Below are 21100 nucleotides of genomic sequence, written 5' to 3' on the forward strand. Positions count from 1 at the left end.
ATGAGACGCGATATGTGAGATCCGAGAGGCGCGCATGACCTCTGTGCCCACGCCGATTCCGTCCCGCACGCAGTTCGTGCTGGAGGGGATCAAACACCGCATCCTCACCGGGCAGTTGACCCCGGGACAGGCTCTGGTCGAGACCGAGCTCGCCGCACAGTTCGGGGTGTCGAAGACACCCGTGCGGGAGGCGCTCAAGACCCTGGCCGGTACCGGGCTCGTCGTGATGAACCAGTACAAGGGCGTCACGGTGCGCATGGTGGACGCGGACATGGCGCGCGAGGTGTACGACGTACGGCTGCTGTTGGAGCCGGAGGCGCTGCGGCGTGCCGTCCGTCGTGAGGCCTCGCTCGACGCGGCGCGCGACGCCCTGACCCGCGCCGACGAAGCCGCCGACACCGCCGAACGCTCCCTGGCCAACCGGGAGTTCCACCGCGCCCTGTACGTGCCCTGCGGCAATCCGCTGCTCGGCCGGATGCTCGACGAGGTGCGGGACCAGGCCGCGCTGGTCTCCGCCGTCGCCTGGGCCGCCAACCCCTCCTGGGAGCGCGAGGCCGCCGAGCACCGCGAGATCCTGCGGCTCGCCCTCGACGGCGACGCCGACGGCGCGGCCGCCGCACTGCACGCGCACATCGCGTCGTTCGTGCAACGGGCCTTCCCCCAGGGCCAGGACGAGGCCTTCCCCCAGGGCCGGAAAGAGGACGGACAGGAATGACAGCGACGTACGAGACCCAGCGGGCGGCGCTCGCCGAGGTCGTGGCGATCCCCGTGACTCCCTTCGCGCAGGACGGGACGATCGACCGCGACACCCACCGGGCCCTGCTGCGTCGACTGCTCGAAGGAGGCGTCAAGACCCTTACGCCGAACGGCAATACGGGTGAGTTCTATGCCCTGACACCCGAAGAGCGGCAGCTCGTCACGGAGTTGACCATCGAGGAGACGGGCGACCGGGCCGTCATCCTGGTCGGCGTCGGGCACGACGTGCCGACCGCCGTGGCCACCGCGCGGCACGCACGCGAGCTCGGCGCCGAGATGGTGATGGTCCATCAGCCCGTGCACCCGTACGTGTCGGAGGGCGGCTGGGTCGACTACCACCGGGCGATCGCCGAGTCCGTGCCCGAGCTGGGAGTCGTTCCCTACATCCGCAATCCGCTGCTCCCCGGCGAACGGCTGGCCGAACTCGCCGACGACTGCCCCAACGTCGTCGGTGTGAAGTACGCCGTGCCGGACGCCGCCCGCTTCGCCGCCTTCGCACGCGACGCGGGGCTCGAACGCTTCGTGTGGGTCGCGGGCCTCGCCGAGCCGTACGCGCCCTCGTACTTCTCGGCGGGCGCCACCGGCTTCACCTCGGGTCTGGTGAACGTCGCCCCGGCCGTTTCGCTGAACATGATCGAAGCGCTTCGATCCGGCGACTACCCGGCCGCCATGAAGGTCTGGGAGCAGATCCGCCGCTTCGAGGAACTGCGCGCGGCCAACGCCTCCGCCAACAACGTGACCATCGTCAAGGAGGCCCTCGCCTCGCTCGGCCTGTGCCGCCGAGACGTCCGCGCACCGAGCAAGCCGCTGCCCGAGGACGAGCGCGCGGAAGTCGCCGCCATAGCCGCGGGATGGTCCATATGAAGCGCCCCGAGGACCTCAGAAGCCACCAGTGGTACGGCACGGAAGGGCTCCGCTCCTTCAGCCACCGGGCCCGGACCCGCCAGCTCGGCTATCTGCCCGAGGAGCACCTGGGCAAGCCGGTCATCGCGATCCTCAACACCTGGTCCGACATCAATCCCTGCCATGTGCACCTGCGGGACCGGGCGCAGGCAGTGAAGCGGGGGGTGTGGCAGGCCGGGGGCTTCCCGCTCGAGTTCCCGGTCTCCACGCTCAGCGAGACCTTCCAGAAGCCGACCCCGATGCTCTACCGCAACCTGCTCGCCATGGAGACCGAGGAACTGCTGCGGTCCTACCCGGTGGACGGGGCCGTGCTGATGGGCGGCTGCGACAAGTCCACGCCCGCGCTCCTGATGGGCGCCGCCTCCGTCGACCTGCCGGCCGTCTTCGTGCCCGCCGGGCCCATGCTGCCGGGGCACTGGCGGAACGAAGTCCTCGGCTCCGGCACCGACATGTGGAAGTACTGGGACGACAAGCGCGCCGGGCTCATCGGGGACTGCGAGATGACCGAGCTGGAGAGCGGGCTCGCCCGGTCGCCCGGGCACTGCATGACCATGGGTACGGCGTCCACGCTGACGGCAGCGGCCGAGGCACTGGGGGTGACGGTGCCGGGCGCGTCCAGCATCCCCGCCGTCGACTCCGGGCACGACCGGATGGCCGCCGCCTCGGGGCTCAGGATCGTCGAACTCGTCCACAAGGACCGGAAGTTGTCCGAGCTCCTCACCGCGGAGGCCTTCGAGGACGCCGTGACGACCGTCCTCGGGCTCGGCGGTTCCACCAACGCGGTGATCCATCTGATCGCCATGGCCGGACGCGCGGGCGTCACGCTCACACTCGACGACTTCGACCGGATCGCGCGGACCGTGCCGGTGCTCGCCAACGTCCGCCCCGGCGGGGGCCCTTACCTGATGGAGGACTTCCACTTCGCGGGCGGCCTGCCCGGGTTCCTGTCCCGGATCACCGATCTGCTGCACCTGGACCGGCCGACGGTGTCGTACGACAGCATGCGCGAGCAGCTCTCAACCGCCTCGGTCCACAACGACGATGTGATCCGGACCAGGGAGAACCCCGTCGCCGACGAGGGCGGAGTCGCCGTCCTGCGCGGCAACCTCTGCCCCGACGGCGCGGTCATCAAGCACATCGCCGCCGAGCCGCACCTGCTCAAGCACACCGGCCCCGCCGTCGTCTTCGACGACTACAGGTCCATGCAACGGACCATCAACGAGCCCGACTTGGGCATCACGGCGGACACCGTGCTGGTGCTCCGCAACTCCGGCCCCAAGGGCGGTCCGGGCATGCCCGAGTACGGGATGCTGCCCATCCCCGATCATCTGCTGAAGCAGGGGATCAGGGACATGGTGCGGATCTCCGACGCCCGGATGAGCGGCACGAGTTACGGCACCTGTGTGCTGCACGTGGCACCCGAGTCGTACGTCGGCGGGCCGCTTGCGCTGGTGCGCACCGGAGACACGATCACCCTCGACGTCGAGGGGAGGTCGCTCCGACTCAACGTGGACGACGAGGAGTTGGCGCGGCGCCGGGCGGAGTGGACACCGCCGCCCGAGCGGTACGAGCGCGGCTACGGAGCGCTCTACAGCGAACAGATCACCCAGGCGGACACCGGCTGCGACTTCGCGTTTCTGGCCCGGCCGGGCAAGGTGCAGGACCCGTACGCGGGCTGAGGGGACGCCCAACCCCATCCCTCTTGTCCGAGATGTCGAACGACGTACGCGAAGCGCTTCACCGCGATGACGCTTCCATGCACAGGAACGGAGAACAGTCATGGCCCAAGCCGCAGCCGTGGCGAAACAGCCCGCGGCGCCACCCCGGCGGCGCCGTGGCTCAGCGACGCCCCGCAAGCTCCCGTATCTGCTGATCGCCCCGGCGGGCCTGCTGATGCTGGGCTTCATCGCCTACCCGGTCATCAGCGTCTTCTACTACAGCCTGCAGAACTACAACCCCACCAAGCCTTGGCGCAACGGCTACGCGGGCTTCGACAACTTCGTGCACGCCTTCACCGACGACCCGCAGTTCTGGGACACGCTGACCTTCAGCGCCAAGTGGGTCTTCGTCGAGGTCGGACTGCAACTGCTCTTCGGTCTCGCTCTCGCGCTGATCGTCAACCAGACCTTCGTCGGGCGGGCGATCGGCCGCGCGCTGGTCTTCTCGCCCTGGGCCGTCTCCGGTGTGCTGACCTCCGCGATCTGGGTGCTGCTCTACAACTCCCAGACGGGCATCACCCGTTACCTCGCGGACGCGGGCATCGGTACGTACGGCACCAGCCTGCTGTCGGACACCTCGACCGTCTTCCCGGCCGCGGTCGTCGCCGACCTGTGGCGCGGAGTCCCCTTCTTCGCGATCCTGATCCTCGCCGATCTCCAGTCCGTCTCCAAGGACCTGTACGAGGCCGCGGAGGTCGACGGCGCGAGCCGCTTCCGGCAGTTCCTGCACATCACACTGCCGCACCTGAAGGACGCCATCGTCCTGTCCACGCTGCTGCGCGCGGTGTGGGAGTTCAACAACGTCGACCTGCTCTACACCCTGACGGGCGGTGGACCAGCAGGCGAGACGACCACGCTTCCGCTCTACATCGCCAACACCAGCGTCGACGCCCACAACTTCGGCTACGCGTCCGCCCTGACCACCGTCGCGTTCGTGATCCTGCTGTTCTGCTCGATCGTCTACCTGCGGCTGAGCAAGTTCGGAGGCGGAGACAAGTGATCACCAAGGAGGCCGTCGAGGTCACGCCCACTCCCGCACTCGCGCCCGCCGAGCCGCAGCGCCCACGGAAGAGGCGCCGGGCCTGGGACGAGGTCCCGCGCTGGCAGATCTACGTTCCGCTCGGCATCTACCTGCTCTTCACCCTCATCCCCTTCTACTGGATCCTCCTCTTCGCGCTCCGCCCGGCGGGCTCCACCTCGCTCGTGCCGTGGCCCATGACCTTCGAGCACTTCGACAAGGTGTGGACCGAGCGCAGCTTCGGGACCTACTTCCAGAACAGCATCCTCGTCGGCGTCGCCACGCTCGTGATGACCACGGTCGTCGCGCTCGCCGGCGGATACGCCCTGGCCCGCTTCGACTTCAGGATCAAGCGCGCCTTCATGCTCGCCCTGCTCTGCTCCCAGTTCGTGCCGGGCGCGCTGCTCCTCGTCCCCCTCTTCCAGATCTTCGCCAAGCTCCAGATGCTCAACTCGCTCGGCAGCGTCATCATCGCCGAGACGGTCTTCCAGCTGCCGCTGTCGATGATCCTGATCAGCGGGTTCATCAGGAACGTGCCGTACTCCCTGGAGGAGGCCGCCTGGGTCGACGGCTGCAACCGCTTCACGGCCTTCCGGGTCGTCGTACTGCCGTTGCTGCGGCCCGGGTTGATCGCGGTCGGCTCCTTCGCCTTCGTGCACTCCTGGAACCACTTCCTGTTCGCCCTGATGTTCCTCAGCAACCAGGACAAGCAGACCCTCCCTGTCGGCCTCAACACGCTGATGAGCTCCGACAGCGTCGACCTGGGCGCGCTCGCGGCGGGCGGCATCATCGCCGCCGTGCCGGTCGTCATCGTCTTCGCGTTCATCCAGAAGTGGCTGATCACCGGCTTCAGTGCGGGGGCGGTGAAGGGATGAGCACGCTCGGGAACACGCTTCCGCTGCCGGTCGTCCTCGCCGGTGCCCGCGGGCACGGCCGCTGGCACCTGGAGAACATCCGCCGGCTTCAGGACAAGGGTCTTGTACGACTGGCGGGCATCTGCGAGCTGACACCGCTGACCGAGGAGGAGCTCGACTGGGACCAACTCCCTGAGCAGTCCGCCGACTTCGGGGCACTCCTCAACTCCACCGGCGCCGCGATCGCCGTGATCTGCACGCCCATCCCCACCCATACCGGCCTGGCGCTGACCGCCGCCGCGAAGGGCGTACACCTGCTCCTGGAGAAGCCGCCCGCGCCCTCGTACTCCGAGTTCCGCAGGATGGCCGACGGGGTCGCCGCCGCCGGAGTCGTCTGCCAGATCGGCTTCCAGTCGCTCGGCTCGCACGCCGTGCCCGCGATCCGGAAGCTGATCGCCGAGGGCGCGCTCGGCCCGGTCGTCGGGATCGGCGCGGCCGGGGCCTGGGCGCGCGACGAGGCGTACTACCGGCGGGCGCCATGGGCGGGCAGGCGGCGCATGAACGGCGCCGACGTGATCGACGGAGTGCTGACGAACCCGCTCGCACACGCCGTCGCCACCGCGCTGGCCCTTGACGGTTCCACCCGCGCCGAGGACGTCGAGCGGATCGAGACCGAGCTGCTGCGGGCCAACGACATCGAGTCCGACGACACCTCGTGCGTGCGCATCACCACCGCGAAGGGCCGTATCACCGTCGCCGCCACACTCTGCGCCGAACAGCCCGACGAACCGTACGTCCTGGTGCACGGCGGCAGCGGGCGGATCACCTTCTGGTACAAGCAGGACCGCGTGCTGGTGCAGCGGTCCGGGCGCGGCCCCGAGGAGCTCGAGTACGACAGGACGGACCTCCTCGAGAACCTCGTCGAGCACCTGACGGACGGGGCCGAGCTGCTGGTCACCCCCGAATCCACGGGTGCGTTCATGAAGGTCGTCGAAGCGATCCGGCAGGCACCCGACCCGGTCGAACTGCCCGCGGACGCCTGGGAGCTGCTCCCCGGGGAGAACCGCCGGGTCGTCCACGGCATCGACAGACTCGTGGCCGCCGCTGCCGACACCCTCGCCCTCTACTCCGAGATGGGCGCCTCCTGGGCGCTCCCGAACGAGGTGAGCACGCGATGAACTCCATGAGCTCCATGAACAACGACTCGCTGGTCCTGCGGATCGGGGACCGCCCGGTAGGCCGGTACATCACCCGGCCCGAGCTGTCGCCCCGCCTCTCGCCGCGCCCGTATCTGCACCCCGTCACCACCCTGGCCGGCACGGCTGTCACCGAACTCAGCCCCGCCGACCACGCACACCACCTCGGCGTCGGTGTCGCCGTTCCCGACGTCGAGGGGCACAACTTCTGGGGCGGGCGCACCTATGTACGCGACCAGGGGCCGACCGAACTGGACAACCACGGCGCCCAGCGGCACCTGAGCTTCCAGCTGCGCGACCCCGACGGCTTCGTGGAGGAGCTGCGCTGGGTGGCCGCGGGCGGCGAGCTGCTGCGCGAACGGCGTACCGTCTCCGCCACCGAACTCACCGACACCGCCTGGGCGTTGGATTTCACCTTCTCGCTGACCAATACGACCCCGGACGCGCTGTCCCTCGGCAGTCCCGCCACCAACGGGCGGCCCGGCGCGGCCTACGGCGGCTTCTTCTGGCGGGCCCGCAAGGAGGCCGAGGCACCGGTCGTCTTCACCGCCGGTACCGAGGGCGAGGACGCCGTGCACGGCAGCCGCGCCGACTGGGTCGGTCTCGCGGGTGCCGGCTGGACCCTCGTCTTCGCCGGGGCCACCGAAACGACCCGGCGCGACCCCTGGTTCGTGCGCACGACCGAGTACCCGGGCGTCGGCTCCTCCCTCGCCCACGACGAACGGCTGCCGGTCGCGGCCGGGGAGACGGTCGTACGGCGGATCGTCACCGTCGTCGCCGACGGCCGCCTCGAACGCGGCGAGGCCGCGGCACTCGTACGGAAGGCGGTGAGCCCCTGATGGCCCTGCCCTCCTCCGACCTCGGTGACGGCACCTACCGCAACCCCGTCCTCGACGCCGACTGGTCCGACCCCGACCTCCTCCGCGTCGGCGACGACTACTACCTCACCGCCTCCAGCTTCGGCCGCGTCCCGGGCCTGCCGCTGCTGCACTCGCGCGACCTGGTCAACTGGACGCTCGTCGGACACGCTCTCCAACTCCTCGAACCCGCCAAGGAGTTCAGGAGGCCGAGGCACGACTGCGGAGTGTGGGCGCCGTCCCTGCGACACCACGACGACCGCTTCTGGATCTTCTGGGGCGACCCGGACCAGGGCATCTTCCAGGTCAACGCCCCCGAGATCAGAGGACCTTGGACCCGCCCGCACCTCGTCAAGCAGGGCAAGGGACTCATCGACGCCTGTCCGCTGTGGGACGACGAGAGCGGCGAGGCGTATCTCGTGCACGCCTGGGCCAAGTCCCGCTCCGGGGTCAAGAACCGGCTCACCGGTCACCGGATGCGGCCCGACGGCACCGGACTGCTCGACGAAGGCAAGGTCATCGTCGACGCCGACCGGCTGCCCGGCTGGTTCACCCTCGAAGGGCCCAAGCTCTACCGCCACGACGGCTGGTTCTGGATCTTCGCCCCCGCCGGGGGAGTGGAGACCGGCTGGCAGGGCGTCTTCCGCTCGCGCGACTTCTTCGGCCCGTACGAGGAGCGGGTCGTCCTCGAACAGGGCGGCACCGAGGTCAACGGCCCGCACCAGGGCGCCTGGGTGCGCACGCAGCACGGCGAGGACTGGTTCGCGCACTTCCAGCAGCGCGGCCCGTACGGGAGGGTCGTCCACCTCCAGCCGATGCGCTGGGGCCATGGGGGCGCCTCCGGGTCGAGCGAAGCCGAGACCGGGGGAGGCTGGCCGGTACTCGGCGACGAGGGCGCCCCCGTCGCCGTACACAAGAAGCCCGATCTGCCGCCCCAGCCGCCTTCCGCGCCCGCCACCGACGACGACTTCCCCGGCGGCCGGTTCGGACGCCAGTGGCAGTGGACCGCCAATCCGCAGGACGGCTGGGCCACCCAGCACTCCGCCGACGGACTGCGGCTGACCTGCGTACGGACCGTCGACGCGCACGATCTGCGCAAGTTACCGAACGTCCTCACCCAGCGGCTGCCCGGGATCGCCGCCACCGTCGAGGTCGAACTGTCGCTCAACAGCGAGGACTTGGGAGCCAGGGCCGGGCTCGCCGTCCTCGGAGACGCCTTCAGCTGGATCGGGCTACAGCGGGGCGAAGGCGGGTCGGTGCAGCTCGTACACCGGTTCGCCGAGTCGGTCGCCGAGCGGGAGCGCGAGGGCGCGCATCCGGTGGAGGCGCCCGGGGGACGGGCACGGCTCTGGATCGAGATCGGCGCCGGAGCGCGCTGCCGCTTCTTCTACGACGTCGGCGCCGGCCGGCAGCCCTCGGGCCAGGTCTTCGCCGCCACCCCCTGGCGCTGGGTCGGCGCCCTGCTCGGACTCTTCGCGCTCGCGCCCGTCGGCGGGGGACACGCCGGCGCGGCCTCGTTCACGCAGTTCCGCATCACCGCGACCCCCTGAGGGTCACTTCCTGCCATCCGTACGCCTGTTGGGAGCCGCAATGACGCACCTCCATAGCAAGCGCTTGCCGGGGCCGCCGCCCCGAGGGAGGACCCTGGCCGCCGTGGTGGGCCTGGTGGCCGCCCTGACCCTCGGGGCGATCGGCCAGGCGAAGGCCGCCGCACCGGCGCCGGACCGCGCGTCCGGGAACACGTCCTCGGCCGACCGCTGGACCGACCGGGCCCATGGATTCGCCTCCCTCGACGGCGGCACCACCGGCGGTGCGGGCGGCAAGGTCGTCACGGTCACCGATCAGGCCTCACTCGCCCGGTACGCGGCCGCCGAGGAGCCGTACATCATCCGGGTGTCCGGGGCGATCGCCGTCGAGCCCTTCGGCTCGGACATCGTGGTGGCCTCGGACAAGACGGTCATCGGCGTCGGCGACAGCGGCGAGATCGTCCACGGGGAGCTCCATCTCAACCCCGGCACGCACAACGTGATCATCCGCAATCTGACGATCCGGGACTCGTACGTCGAGGGCGACTGGGACGGCAAGACGCAGGACTTCGACGCGATCCAGATGGACACCGTCGACCACGTGTGGATCGACCACAACAGGTTCACGCACATGGGCGACGGGCTGCTCGACATCCGCAAGGACAGCCAGTACATCACCGTGTCCTACAACCGGTTCGCCGACCACAACAAGGCGTTGGGGATCGGCTGGACGTCCAATGTGCTCACCCAGATCACCATCGACCACAACTGGTTCACCGGCACGAAGCAGCGCAACCCCTCCGCCGACAACTGCGCCTACGCACACCTCTACAACAACTACCTCTCGGCACAGGTCGATGACGGCGATCCGGTGTGGACGTACGGCAACTGGTCGCGCGGCCACACGAAGATGGTCATCGAGAACAGCTACTACGACGGCGTCCAGCACCCCTACCAGGCCGACGCCACCGCCGAGTTGGTGCAGCGCGGGTCGATCCTGCGGAACACCGCCGGGCGGCACGACGAGTGGGGTGCCGCCTTCGAACCGCGGGACCTCTACGACTACCGGCTGGACCCTGCTTCCGCCGTCCCGGCCCTCGTCACCCGCTTCTCCGGACCGCAGGAGCGGATCGGCGCCGTCGAACTGAACGTCCCCTCCGACTATCCGACGGTCCAGGCCGCCGTGGACGCGGTTCCGGACGGCAACAACAGTGCGGTGACCGTGTCGATCGCGCCGGGAACGTACCGGGCGAAGGTGTTCATCCCCGCGGCCAAGCCCCGGATTCTGCTGCGGGGGACCGGACAGGACCGCTCCGACACCGTCATCGTCCACGACACGCCGGCCGCGTACGGCGGCTCCACCGGGAGTGCCACCGTACGGATCGCCGCGAACGACGTCACGGCGCGCAACCTCACCTTCAGCAACGACTTCGACGAGGCCGCGCACGAACTGAACGGCGAGCAGGCCCTCGCGATGAAGACGACGGGCGACCGGATCGTCTTCGAGGACACGGCCTTCCTGGGCAACCAGGACACGCTGATGACCGACAGCCCCAGCCTGACCGCCATCAGCCGGGTCTACATCCGCGACTCGTACATCGAGGGCGATGTCGACTTCATCTACGGACGCGCGACCACCGTCGTCGAGCGCTCCGTCATCAAGGCGCTCAGCCGCGGCTCGGCCACCAACAACGGCTACATCACGGCCGCTTCGACCTGGAAGGGCAATCCGTACGGGTTCCTGATCACCCGGTCGAGGATCGTGAGCGACGCTCCTGCCGAGTCCTTCCACCTCGGCCGGCCCTGGCACCCCGGCGGCGAAGTCGACGCCGTCGCACAGGTGTTGATCCGCGACACCGAACTGCCGGCCGCGGTGAAGTCCTCGCCGTGGACCGACATGAGCGGCTTCTCGTGGAAGGACGCGCGGTTCGCGGAGTACCGGACGTACGGGCCCGGTTCCGCCGTCACCGCCGACCGGCCGCAGCTGCCGGATGCCGACGCGGCCACGTACACGGTCGCCAACTACCTGTCCGGGGCCGATGGCTGGGCGCCCCACGCCCACCACTGACCTCTGCACACCAGTGTTTCCATCCAGAAGAAGAGAGCCGATCAATGAAGATCAGTACGCGTAGAAGCAGCCGAGGCGGGCGACGTGCGGCCGCGGCCGTCGCGGTGGGCGCCGTGCTCGCGCTGACCGCCACCGCCTGTGGCGACGACGGCAGTGGTGCCGGCGGCGACAAGGGCGACGAGGGCTCGGGCAAGGGCGAGATCACCTTCTGGGACAACAACACGGCCGTCCGTCGTGACATCTGGATGGAGATCATCAAGGACTTCGAGAAGAAGTACCCCGACATCAAGGTCAACTATGTCGGAGTGCCCGCCGAGAACGTCCAGTCCAAGTACGACACCTCCATCCAGGGCGGCGGTCTGCCGGACGTCGGCGGGGTCGGCGCGGCGATGCTCGCCGGGATCGCCGCACAGAACGCCCTCGAACCTCTCGACTCGCGTCTGGAGAAGAGCTCGCTCAACGGCAAGCTGAACGAGGGCATGGTCGAGTCGGTGACCGCCGCGGGCGGCCAGGAGAAGCTGTTCACCATCCCCACCTCGGCCAGCAACGGTGTGCTGTACTACCGCACCGATCTGTTCGAGGCGGCGGGCCTGGACGCGCCCACCACCTGGACGAAGTTCTACGAGGCCGCGGACAAGCTGACCGACCGGGACAAGAACGAGTTCGGCTACACCATCCGCGGCGGCGCGGGCTCCATCGCGCAGGCCCTGGACGCGATGTACGGCCAGACCGGGATCACCGAGTTCTGGAACGGTGACAAGACCACGGTCAACGACCCGAAGAACGTGGCCGCGTTGGAGAAGTACGTCGCGCTCTACAAGAAGGACACCCCCGAGGCGGACGTCAACAACGACTTCACCAAGATGGTCGCCCAGTGGGACAGCGGCAAGATCGGCATGCTGAACCACAACCTGGGCTCCTACCAGGATCACGTGAAGGCCCTGGGCGTCGACAAGTTCCGTGGGCTCGCGAACCCGACCTCGGACGACGGCACGCGCGTTCAGGTCTCCAACCCCGTCGACGGACTCGCCCTGTTCAAGTCCAGCAAGAACAAGACGGCGGCCTGGAAGTTCATCGAGTTCGCCGCGTCGCACGAGTCGAACAGCAAGTGGAACGAGTCCGCTGGGGCGATTCCCTCCAACACGGAGGCCGCGCAGGACGCTTGGATCGACGAGGCCGAGCCTACGAAGCTCGCCGCTGAGGCGTTGAGTAGTGGCAGCACCAAGATTGTGCAGCTGCCGTATTACCTGCCGGACTGGAACACGATCTCCAAGGCTGACAACGAGCCGAATTTCCAGAAGGTGTTGCTCGGGAAGATGTCGGCGGAGGAGTTCCTCGACACGGTTGCCGAGCAGCTCAATGAGGCGCAGGCCGAGTGGACGGCACAGCAGGGCTGACGTTGATGCCGCGGGTCGGTCCGTGGTCTGAACCGTTGTGTTCCGGCCGCGGACCGGCTGTGGCTGGTCGCGCAGTTCCCCGCGCCCCTTGAATCGCACTCCCTCTTGGAAGGCACAGCGTCGTGTCCCTTAGCCGTAGACAGATCACCACCGCGGCCCTTGCCGCCGTTCCCCTTGCCGCCGCCTCTGCATCCCCCGCGTCGGCCCGCACCGGACGCACCCTCTACATCGCCGGTGACTCCACCGCTGCCCAGAAGTACGCCGATGCCGCTCCCGAGACCGGCTGGGGGATGGCTCTCCCGTTCTTCCTCCGTGAGGACTTGGCGGTCGCCAACCATGCGGTGAACGGGCGGAGTTCGAAGAGCTTCGTCGACGAGGGGCGTCTCGACGTCGTCCTCGAAGCGATCAGGCCCGGTGACCTCCTCCTCGTCCAGTTCGGGCACAACGACGAGAAGAGTGCCGATCCCGTCCGGTACACCGAGCCCTGGACGACGTATCAGGACTACCTCCGGCTGTACGTCGACGGAGCTCGGGCCCGTGGTGCCCGTCCCGTTCTCGCCACCTCCGTGGAGCGCAGGAAGTTCGACGCGGACGGCAACGCCGTGCCGACCCACGGCGACTACCCGGCGTCGGTGCGCGCCCTCGCGGCGGACGAGGGAGTCGCGCTGCTCGACATCCAGGCCCAGTCGCTGGCCCTGTGGCAGCGGCTCGGAGTGGAGGAGACGAAGAAGTACTTCAACTGGACCGCGACCGAGCAGGACAACACGCACTTCAACCCGCCCGGGGCGATCGCCGTGGCCCGGATGGTCGCGGCCGGGCTGCTGCACCGGAGGGTGCTCGCGCCCAGGGACGTACGCCGTCTCGGCGAAGAGATCCCCGAGTCGTGGATCACCTGGCCCACCGCCTGACCCCCTGATCCGACGGAAAGAGAGCCGCACAATGAGCACACGGATGTGTCATGCACGCGTCATAGCTTCGCTGGTCGGGTGCACTGCCCTGGTCCTCGCCCTCACGGGCACCACGGCACAAGCGCAGGCCGGCGATCCCGGCCGCCAGACCCTCGCCGCAGGTGACGGCTGGGGCTCCGAGGGCACCGGCACCACCGGCGGTTCGGCCGCCGACGCCGACCACGTCTACACGGTCACCACCTGGGCCGAGTTCAAGGCCGCGCTCGCCGCGGGCGGCACGGCGCCGAAGATCATCAAGGTCAAGGGCACGATCGACCCGGTCGCCGAGGGCTGCGCGGCCTTCGAAGCGACGGGCTACGACTTCGCCGCCTACCTGGAGAAGTACTCACCGGAGAACTGGGGTCTGGACACCGACCTCACCGGGGAGCCCGCCGACAGCCCCGAAGGACTGCGCGCGGTCTCCGCCGCCAACCAGGACAAGGTCATCAAGGCGAACGTCCCCGCCAACACCACCATCCTCGGCGTCGGCAAGAACGCCGGCATCCGGGGCGGCAGCCTCCAGATCAAGGGCGTGGACAACGTCATCCTCCGCAACCTCACCTTCGAGGCCCCGCTCGACTGCTTCCCGCAGTGGGACCCGACCGACGGTGCGACCGGCGCGTGGAACTCCGAGTACGACGCGGTCGTCGTCTACGGCTCCACCCATGTGTGGATCGACCACAACACCCTGAGCGACGGCCGCTATCCCGACAGCACACTGCCGACCTACTTCGGTGAGGTCTACCAGCAGCACGACGGCCTCCTCGACATCGTGCGCGGCGCCAACTACGTGACGGCGTCCTGGAATTCCTTCCAGGACCACGACAAGACCCTGATGATCGGCAACAGCGACAGCGCCGCCTCGACCGACACCGGCAAGCTCAAGGTCACGCTGCACCACAACCTCTTCGAGGGCATCGTGGAGCGCGCGCCGCGTGTCCGCTTCGGGCAGGTCGACGCGTACAACAACCACTTCGTGGTCGCCGAGGGCCAGTCGTACTCGTACTCCTTCGGCGTCGGTATCGCCTCGCAGCTGTACGCCGAGAAGAACGCCTTCTCGCTGCCGGCCGGCATCAGCGCCGCCAAGACCCTGAAGAAGTGGAGCGAGGCGCCGCTCACCGCCGAGAACAACTACGTCAACGGCGTGCTCGTCGACCTGATCGCCGTGCACAACGCGGAGATCCCGGCCGAGACGCTCCAGTCCGGCGCCGGGTGGACGCCGACGCTGCGCACGAAGGTGGATTCGCCGAGGGCCGTTCCCGGCATCGTCGACCACCGCGCGGGCGCCGGAGAGATCTGCTGACCATGGCCGAACTCCCGCTCAGCAGAAGGGCGTTCGTCGTCGCGAGCACCGGAGCCGCACTGGCTCTCGGGCTCGCGGCCCCCGCCGCCCGCGCCGCCCGCGTCATGGAACGCGCCCCCTTCGGGCGTTACGGTTCGCCGTCCGCACGCCTCACCGGACAGACCCTGTACGTCCACCCGGGCGGCCTCGGCGACCACACCACCGTCCAGGCCGCCGTCAACGCCGCGACCGGGAGCGGCCGTACGCTCGTCATCGCGCCCGGCACCTACCGCGAGACCGTCGCCGTCGGCACCGACCGCACGGAGATGACCTGGATCGGCGCCTCCGAGAACCCGCGCGATGTCATGATCGTCTACGACAACGCCAACGGCACGCCCAAGCCCGGCGGCGGCACCTACGGCACGACCGGGTCCGCGACCACGACCGTGCAGGCCGACGGGTTCACCGCCCGCCGGATCACCTTCGCCAACGACTGGCTGCGCGCCGAACACCCCGAGATCACCGGCACCCAGGCCGTCGCCATCAAGGTGCAGGGCGACCGCTCGGCCTTCGAGCACTGCCGGTTCCTCGGGCACCAGGACACGCTGTACGCCGACTCGATGGCGCTCGGCACCGTCGCCCGCCAGTACTTCGCGCACTGCTTCATCGAGGGCGACGTCGACTTCGTCTTCGGGCGGGCGACGGCCGTGTACGAGCACTGCCACTTCCACACCCTGAACCGCACCGACCTGGCCACCGCCCCGTACGGCTTCGTCTTCGCGCCGTCCACCGCCGTCGCCAACCCGCGCGGCTACCTGGTCACCCGGAGCCGTGTCACCAGCGAAGCCCCCGACACCTACTACAAGTTGGCCCGACCCTGGGTGCCCGGCTCGGACACCACGGCCCGGCCCATGCTGACCGTCCGCGACACCCGTCTCGACGCCGGCATCGACGCGGTGGCGCCCTACACCAACATGTCGGACACCTATCCGTGGCAGAGCCAGCGGTTCGCCGAGTACCGCAACACGGGTCCAGGGGCCGAGATCAGCGCCCCGGCCAACCGGCCTCAACTAACCGACGAACAGGCCGAGTTCGCGACGCGTGAGGAGTATCTCGGCGACTGGGCGCCCTGGCGTGGGCGCACTCTCCAGGTCCGTCCCGGTGGCTCCGTCCAGGCCGCCGTGGACGCCGTGACCGGCCCCGGCTGGACGATCGTCGTGCACCCGGGTATTTATCGCGAAGTCGTCAACATCCCTGCGAGCAAAGGGGACTTGACGATCCGAGGCGCCAGCCGTGACCCGCGCGCGGCCGTCATCGTCTACGACAACGCCAACGGGACGCAGAAGCCGGACGGTTCAGGGACGTACGGCACCGCGGGCTCCGCCACCTTCACCTCGGTGGCGCCCGGGCTGACCGTACGAGGGCTGACGATCGCCAACGACTGGCTGCGCGCGGACCACCCGGAGATCACCGGAACGCAGGCCGTCGCCGCATACGTCACCGGCGACCGCTCGTCCTTCTCACAGGTACGCCTGCTGGCCCACCAGGACACCCTGTTCGCGGACACCACGGCGCTCACCTCCTTCGACCGGCAGTACTACCGCGACTGCTACATCGAGGGCGACGTCGACTTCGTCTTCGGGCGGGCCACCGCCGTCTTCGAGCGCTGTCACTTCCACACCCTCGACCGGGACGTCACCTTCAGACCCGAGGGGATGGTCTTCGCGCCCTCCACGGCCCGCGCGAACCCGTACGGCTTCCTGGCCGTGGGCGGCCGGATCACATCCGGCGCCGAGGACGGGGCGTACAAGATCGCGCGGCCCTGGGTGCCCTCGTACGAGACGACGGCCTGGCCCTCACTCGTCGTACGGGAGACCCGACTCGGCGCCGGCATCGACGCGACCACGCCCTACATCAACATGCGCGAGGCCTACCCGTGGCAGACCATGCGCTTTCGCGAGTACCGCAACACAGGCCCCGGCGCGGAGATCACCGTGCCGGAGAACCGCCCCCAACTCACGGACGCCGAGGCCGAGGCGCACACCCGTGCGGCGTATCTCGGCGACTGGCGCCCGTGAACTCCCCGTACAGATCGCTGAATCGCTGAATCGACGAAAGGACCGCACTCCATGTCTCGTCGTACCGCTCTCTCCCTCGGCGCCGCCCTGGCGCTGGGCGCAGGCCTCGCCGCACTCCCCACCCAGGCCCAGGCCGCGACCGTCGTCGTGGACACCACCGCCGAGCTGACCAGCGCGATCTCCGGCGCGAGCGCCGGCACGGTCATCCAGGTGCGCGCCGGCACGTACTACCCGACGGCCACGCTCCAGTCGACGGCCAACGGCACCTCGTCGAGCCCGGTCACCCTCCAGGCGTACGGCTCGGAGACGGTGAAGATCGACGGCTCCTCGCTGCCCGCCGGCGCCTGGATCTTCAAGCTGACCGCCGACTACTGGAACGTCTCGGGCATCACCTTCCAGAACTCGCCGGACAGCGCCGTCGTCTGCCAGTCCTGCACCGGCACGGTGTGGAGCAACATCAAGACCATCAACGGCGGCGACTCCGGCTTCACGCTCACCGGCGACGGCACCGTCAACAACACGGTCAGGAACATCGACTCCTACGGCCACTACGACGCCGCCACCCACGGCGAGAACGCGGACGGCGTGGCCGTGAAGTTCGGCTCCGGCACCGGGAACCTGATCACCGGCGCCCGCCTCTACAACAACTCGGACGACGGCCTCGACTTCTGGTCCTTCTCCTCGCCCGTCACCGTCGAGCACACCTGGGCCTTCGGCAACGGCAGGAACCGCTGGTCCGACTCGGCCTTCGCGGGCGACGGCAACGGCTACAAGCTGGGCGGCGACGGCGAGGTCGTCGCGCACGTCGTCAACAACTCCGCCGCCTGGGACAACGCGGGCAGCGGCTTCACCGAGAACTCCAACACCGGCGCGATCGTCATCAACCGCACCACCGCGTACGCCAACGGCAAGTACGGCTACTACTTCGCCACCAGCTCCGCGAAGCTCGGCAAGAACCTCGCCGTGAGCAACGGCTCGGCGGCCGTCTCCAAGGGCTCCTCGGTGACCTCCGCCGGCAACAACTGGGACTCCGGCATCTCCACCCCGTCCTTCATCTCCACGGACGCGTCCACCACGTACAACTCCCGCCAGTCCGGCGGCGCGCTGCCCGCGACGACGTTCCTGACGACGGGGTCCACGACGATCGGCGCCACGATGAACTGAAACCGGCCAGAGAGCGCGAGGCCTAAAGGTTGTCTATGAACTCGGTAACCATCAGGCAACGAGTCTCGCGCTCGGGCGGGTTACGCGCGTAGAAACCTGTCATGCATAAGCCACTGCGTATAGCGGCCATCGCCGCCACCTGTGCCGTCGCCGGTGCCGCCCTGTACGGCACCGGTGTCGCCACCGCCGACCAGTCGACGGCGAACAGCACCACCGAGCCCCACAACATCGGGCTCCTGGTCCAGGAGATCGACACCTACTACGGCACCACGCTCGACAGCAATGGCGTGTATCAGGCGTCCAAGGACAGCCCGTACGCCAAGGACCTCGCGCGCATCGAGGCCGACGCGAAGAAGTACATCAAGAAGGTCGCGGACAAGGCGAAGCACAAGGGCGAGAAGCCCGCGGTCGTCTTCGACATCGACGACACGCTGCTGCTCTCCCTCGACTACGAGAAGAAGTCCAATTACACGTACAGCTCGGCCACTTGGGCCGAGTACGTGGCCAAGGCCGACCGTCCGGCCGTCTTCGGCACCCCCGAACTCGTCGCGTACGCCGAGTCCAAGGGTGTCGAGGTCTTCTACAACTCGGGCCTGAAGGAGTCGCAGCGCGCCTCCGCGGTCGCGAACCTGAAGAAGGTCGGCGCCGACATCAATCTCGACGCCGACCACATGTTCCTCAAGGACGCGGCCAACCCGCCGTCGTACCTGAGCGCCTGCGCCACCGCCGCCGCCTGGAACTGCACCACCGTGCAGTACAAGTCCGGCACCCGCAAGCACATCGAGTCCCTCGGGTACGACGTCGTCGCCAACTTCGGCGACCAGTACTCCGACCTCGAGGGCGGCTACGCCGACAAGACGTACAAGCTCCCGAACCCGACGTACTACGTCAGCTAATTCGTAGATGTAGATACGGGCTTGATCGACTCCAGGGTCGGCACCACCGGCTCAATCGTTCCGTCGGCCGCGAACGTCATGCGGTCGATGGTCGTCTCCCGGTGTGTGCCGTCCCCGCCCGGCTTTCCGGGACCGTTCAGGGCGAACCGGTGGTAGACGATGTACCAGTCGTCCGTGCCGGGGGTGTTCACCACGGAGTGGTGGCCGGTCCCCTTGATGCCGTACTCGGGGCGCTTGGACAGGATCGTGCCCCGCTTGGTCCACGGGCCGAGCGGGGACGGTCCCGTCGCGTAGGCGACGTGGTAGTTCTCGCTGCGGGTGTCGTCCTCGGACCACATGAAGTAGTAAGTGCCCTGGCGCTTCACGACGAAGGACCCCTCGCGGAAGTCCGCCTGGGTGATGTCCTGCACCTTCGCGGCGTCGAACGACACCATGTCGTCGTTGAGCGGCACGACATATCCGCGCCCGTTGCCCCAGTAGAGATACGACTGTCCGTCGTCGTCCGTGAACACCGCCGGGTCGATCATCTGGCCCGTCAACTGGCCTTTCGCGACCAGAGGTTTGCCCAGCGCGTCCTTGAAGGGGCCCGCCGGGGAGTCGGCCACCGCGACGCCGATCTGCTGCTCCGCGCAGAAGTAGAAGTAGTACTTGCCGTCGCGCTCGGCGATCGCCGGGGCCCAGGCGTTCTTGTCGGCCCACGACACGTCGGGACCCAGGTCCAGGATCACACCGTGGTCCTTCCAGTGGACGAGGTCCTTCGACGAGTACGCCTTGAAGCTCGTCCCGCTCCAGCCCGCGTAGCCGTCCGTCGTCGGATAGATCCAGTAACGGCCGTCCAGGTACTGGACGTCAGGGTCGGCGTTCAGCCCGGGAAGCACGGGACTTCGCGTGGGCACCGCCTCCACCGTCCACGTCCGGCTCGTTCCGTCCGCCGCCGTCACGGTGTACTTCTGGGGCTTGCGGAAGTCCCGGCGGGTACCGGAGGCGGGCGTGACCGTTGCACCCGCACCGACCCACAGACGCGGGGCGAGCCCCGACGGATCGGCGTCCGCCTTCATCGGCAGCACCACCTTCGAGGAGGCTTCGGTGACGATCGCGTACCCCTTCTGCCCGCGTGCCGTCGCGTCCACGACCGACGTCGGGCTCACCGGATACGCGGCCATCAACCGGTCGTACTCCGCCTGCGTCACCGGCATCACCGTGCCGTGCCGGGGGCTGGCCGGCAGCTGGTAGTCCGTCGACATCGTCCAGTCACCTGAGTCGAGATCGGTCGTCTCGAAGGGCACGTAGCCCCGGCCGCCGTACTCGTCGATGAACAGGTACCACTTTTCCTCGGTGTTGGACTTGAAGACCGTCGGGCCCTCGCCGCGGTCGATCGAGCCGCTGCCGATGCAGTCGGCCACGAAGTCGTACGAGGTGTCGGTGAGGCTGGTCGACTTCTCCCCGGTGATGAACTTCGAGCAGGGGCTGGAGGAGGTGGGGTCGCGCTCGTCCTTGGTGTAGCGGTAGTAACTGCCCTTGTTCTTGATGACCGTTGAGTCGATCACCGAGTAGCCGGGGTCGTCCCAGACCTTCGGCTCGCTGAAGGTGCGGAAGTCCTTCGTGGTGGCGTACAGCATCTTGTTGTACGTCGATCCGGTGTGGTCCGGGTCGTCCTCGGCGTAGAGCTTCGAGGCCCAGAAGACGACGTACTCGCCGAGCGACTCGTCCCAATAGGCCTCCGGGGCCCAGGTGTTGCCCGCGGTGTCAGGGGAGACCTTCACCAGGCGCTGGTCGGTCCAGTGGACCAGGTCGGTGGACTCCCAGATCATGATGGACTTGCTGCCGTGGCGCTGGACGTAGTCCCAACTGCCGCTGGAGTTGCGGTACATCTTCAGGTCGGTGGCGATCAGATAGAACTTGTCGCCCTCGGGGGAGCGGATCACGAACGGGTCGCGCAGCCCCTTCTCGCCGAGCTCGGAGGTGAGGACGGGCTTTCCGGCGTTGAGCTCGCGCCAGTGCAGCGGGTCGTTGCCGCGGCTGAGGGCGTAGCGGATCTGCTCGCCGTCGGCGGTGCCCTCACCGGTGAAGTAGGCGAAGAGGTAGCCGGCGTACTTCTGCTTGGTCACGTGGGGTGCTCCGGGTTGAGCGGCGGGGCTTGGCGGGGCGGCGAGCAGGCTCAGCAAGAGGGCGAACAGAGGGACCAGGAGCGTGCGGGCAGTGCGGCTTCGCATGACACATCCTGTGGGGGTCTGATGGATTCTGTTGGATGAACCGTCTTCGGAGTGTCAACAGTTGGGGACGGTGCGTCAATCGATGCGGGCGGGACGGGAGCGAGCGAAAATTTCGATCGTTTTCGCGGGGGCTCGGCAACCCTTTCCGGCGCGGCGGCGACCAGAGAACAGAAGCGGGCCGGGGCGGCCCCTCCGGCCCGCTTCGCACCCCCATTCCCCAGGAAAGG

At 68.6% G+C, this 21100-nt stretch carries 15 protein-coding genes and 2 pseudogenes; 16 read left to right on the top strand and 1 reads right to left on the bottom strand.

From position 1 onward, the window contains the following. The first annotated feature begins 34 nt into the window (after positions 1-34). The 16 genes and pseudogenes from OG246_RS21855 (at position 35) to OG246_RS21930 (ending at position 18660) form a co-directional block, all read left to right on the top strand. Positions 35-715 (top strand): GntR family transcriptional regulator, encoded by a 681-nt coding sequence (locus tag OG246_RS21855; RefSeq protein WP_266466033.1) that lies wholly within the window; start codon positions 35-37, stop codon positions 713-715. Further along, a complete protein-coding gene (locus OG246_RS21860; protein WP_266466036.1) occupies positions 712-1620 on the top strand; it encodes a dihydrodipicolinate synthase family protein in 909 nt (302 codons plus the stop codon). Before OG246_RS21855 ends, OG246_RS21860 begins: the two co-directional genes overlap by 4 nt. Then, positions 1608-3338, top strand: coding sequence for an L-arabinonate dehydratase (gene araD, locus OG246_RS21865; RefSeq protein WP_266466039.1), 1731 nt, complete (start codon positions 1608-1610; stop codon positions 3336-3338). Before OG246_RS21860 ends, araD begins: the two co-directional genes overlap by 13 nt. Positions 3339-3438: 100 nt before the next feature. After that, positions 3439-4377, top strand: coding sequence for a carbohydrate ABC transporter permease (locus OG246_RS21870; protein WP_266466042.1), 939 nt, complete (start codon positions 3439-3441; stop codon positions 4375-4377). After that, positions 4377-5270, top strand: a complete 894-nt coding sequence (locus OG246_RS21875) for a carbohydrate ABC transporter permease (protein ID WP_266470789.1) — start codon at positions 4377-4379, stop codon at positions 5268-5270. Before OG246_RS21870 ends, OG246_RS21875 begins: the two co-directional genes overlap by 1 nt. Then, positions 5267-6427, top strand: coding sequence for a Gfo/Idh/MocA family protein (locus OG246_RS21880; RefSeq protein ID WP_266466045.1), 1161 nt, complete (start codon positions 5267-5269; stop codon positions 6425-6427). Before OG246_RS21875 ends, OG246_RS21880 begins: the two co-directional genes overlap by 4 nt. Further along, the gene (locus OG246_RS21885; RefSeq protein ID WP_266466048.1) at positions 6424-7284 is read left to right on the top strand and encodes a PmoA family protein; all 861 of its coding nucleotides are present in this window, start codon (positions 6424-6426) and stop codon (positions 7282-7284) included. The genes OG246_RS21880 and OG246_RS21885 overlap by 4 nt, the downstream gene beginning before the upstream one ends. Beyond that, entirely contained in the window at positions 7284-8852 is a 1569-nt protein-coding gene (locus OG246_RS21890) for a glycoside hydrolase 43 family protein (protein ID WP_266466051.1), read from the top strand. Before OG246_RS21885 ends, OG246_RS21890 begins: the two co-directional genes overlap by 1 nt. 40 nt (positions 8853-8892) lie before the next feature. Then, the gene (locus OG246_RS21895; RefSeq protein ID WP_266466054.1) at positions 8893-10896 is read left to right on the top strand and encodes a pectinesterase family protein; all 2004 of its coding nucleotides are present in this window, start codon (positions 8893-8895) and stop codon (positions 10894-10896) included. Positions 10897-10940: 44 nt separating this feature from the next. Then, complete coding sequence (locus OG246_RS21900) at positions 10941-12293, top strand: sugar ABC transporter substrate-binding protein (RefSeq protein ID WP_266466056.1); 1353 nt, start codon at positions 10941-10943, stop codon at positions 12291-12293. 122 nt (positions 12294-12415) lie between these two features. Further along, positions 12416-13201 (top strand): rhamnogalacturonan acetylesterase, encoded by a 786-nt coding sequence (locus OG246_RS21905; RefSeq protein ID WP_266466059.1) that lies wholly within the window; start codon positions 12416-12418, stop codon positions 13199-13201. A 31-nt stretch (positions 13202-13232) separates the two neighbouring features. Further along, positions 13233-14543 (top strand): polysaccharide lyase family 1 protein, encoded by a 1311-nt coding sequence (locus OG246_RS21910; RefSeq protein ID WP_266466062.1) that lies wholly within the window; start codon positions 13233-13235, stop codon positions 14541-14543. Positions 14544-14545: 2 nt separating this feature from the next. Further along, a pseudogene (locus OG246_RS21915) lies at positions 14546-15661 on the top strand (pectinesterase family protein); the annotation flags it as partial. After that, positions 15662-16600 (top strand): annotated as a pseudogene (locus OG246_RS21920) (pectinesterase family protein); the annotation flags it as partial. 51 nt (positions 16601-16651) lie between these two features. Next, positions 16652-17764: a chondroitinase-B domain-containing protein gene (locus tag OG246_RS21925; RefSeq protein WP_266466065.1), complete on the top strand. Its 1113-nt coding sequence runs from the start codon at positions 16652-16654 to the stop codon at positions 17762-17764. Positions 17765-17865: 101 nt separating this feature from the next. Continuing rightward, entirely contained in the window at positions 17866-18660 is a 795-nt protein-coding gene (locus tag OG246_RS21930; protein ID WP_266466069.1) for an HAD family acid phosphatase, read from the top strand. Here OG246_RS21930 and OG246_RS21935 read toward each other — a convergent pair. Then, the gene (locus tag OG246_RS21935) at positions 18657-20873 is read right to left on the bottom strand and encodes a family 43 glycosylhydrolase (protein WP_266466072.1); all 2217 of its coding nucleotides are present in this window, start codon (positions 20871-20873) and stop codon (positions 18657-18659) included. The genes OG246_RS21930 and OG246_RS21935 overlap by 4 nt on opposite strands. Between the last annotated feature and the right edge of the window lie 227 nt (positions 20874-21100).

The organism is Streptomyces sp. NBC_00620, assembly GCF_026341825.1.
Taxonomy (GTDB): domain Bacteria; phylum Actinomycetota; class Actinomycetes; order Streptomycetales; family Streptomycetaceae; genus Streptomyces.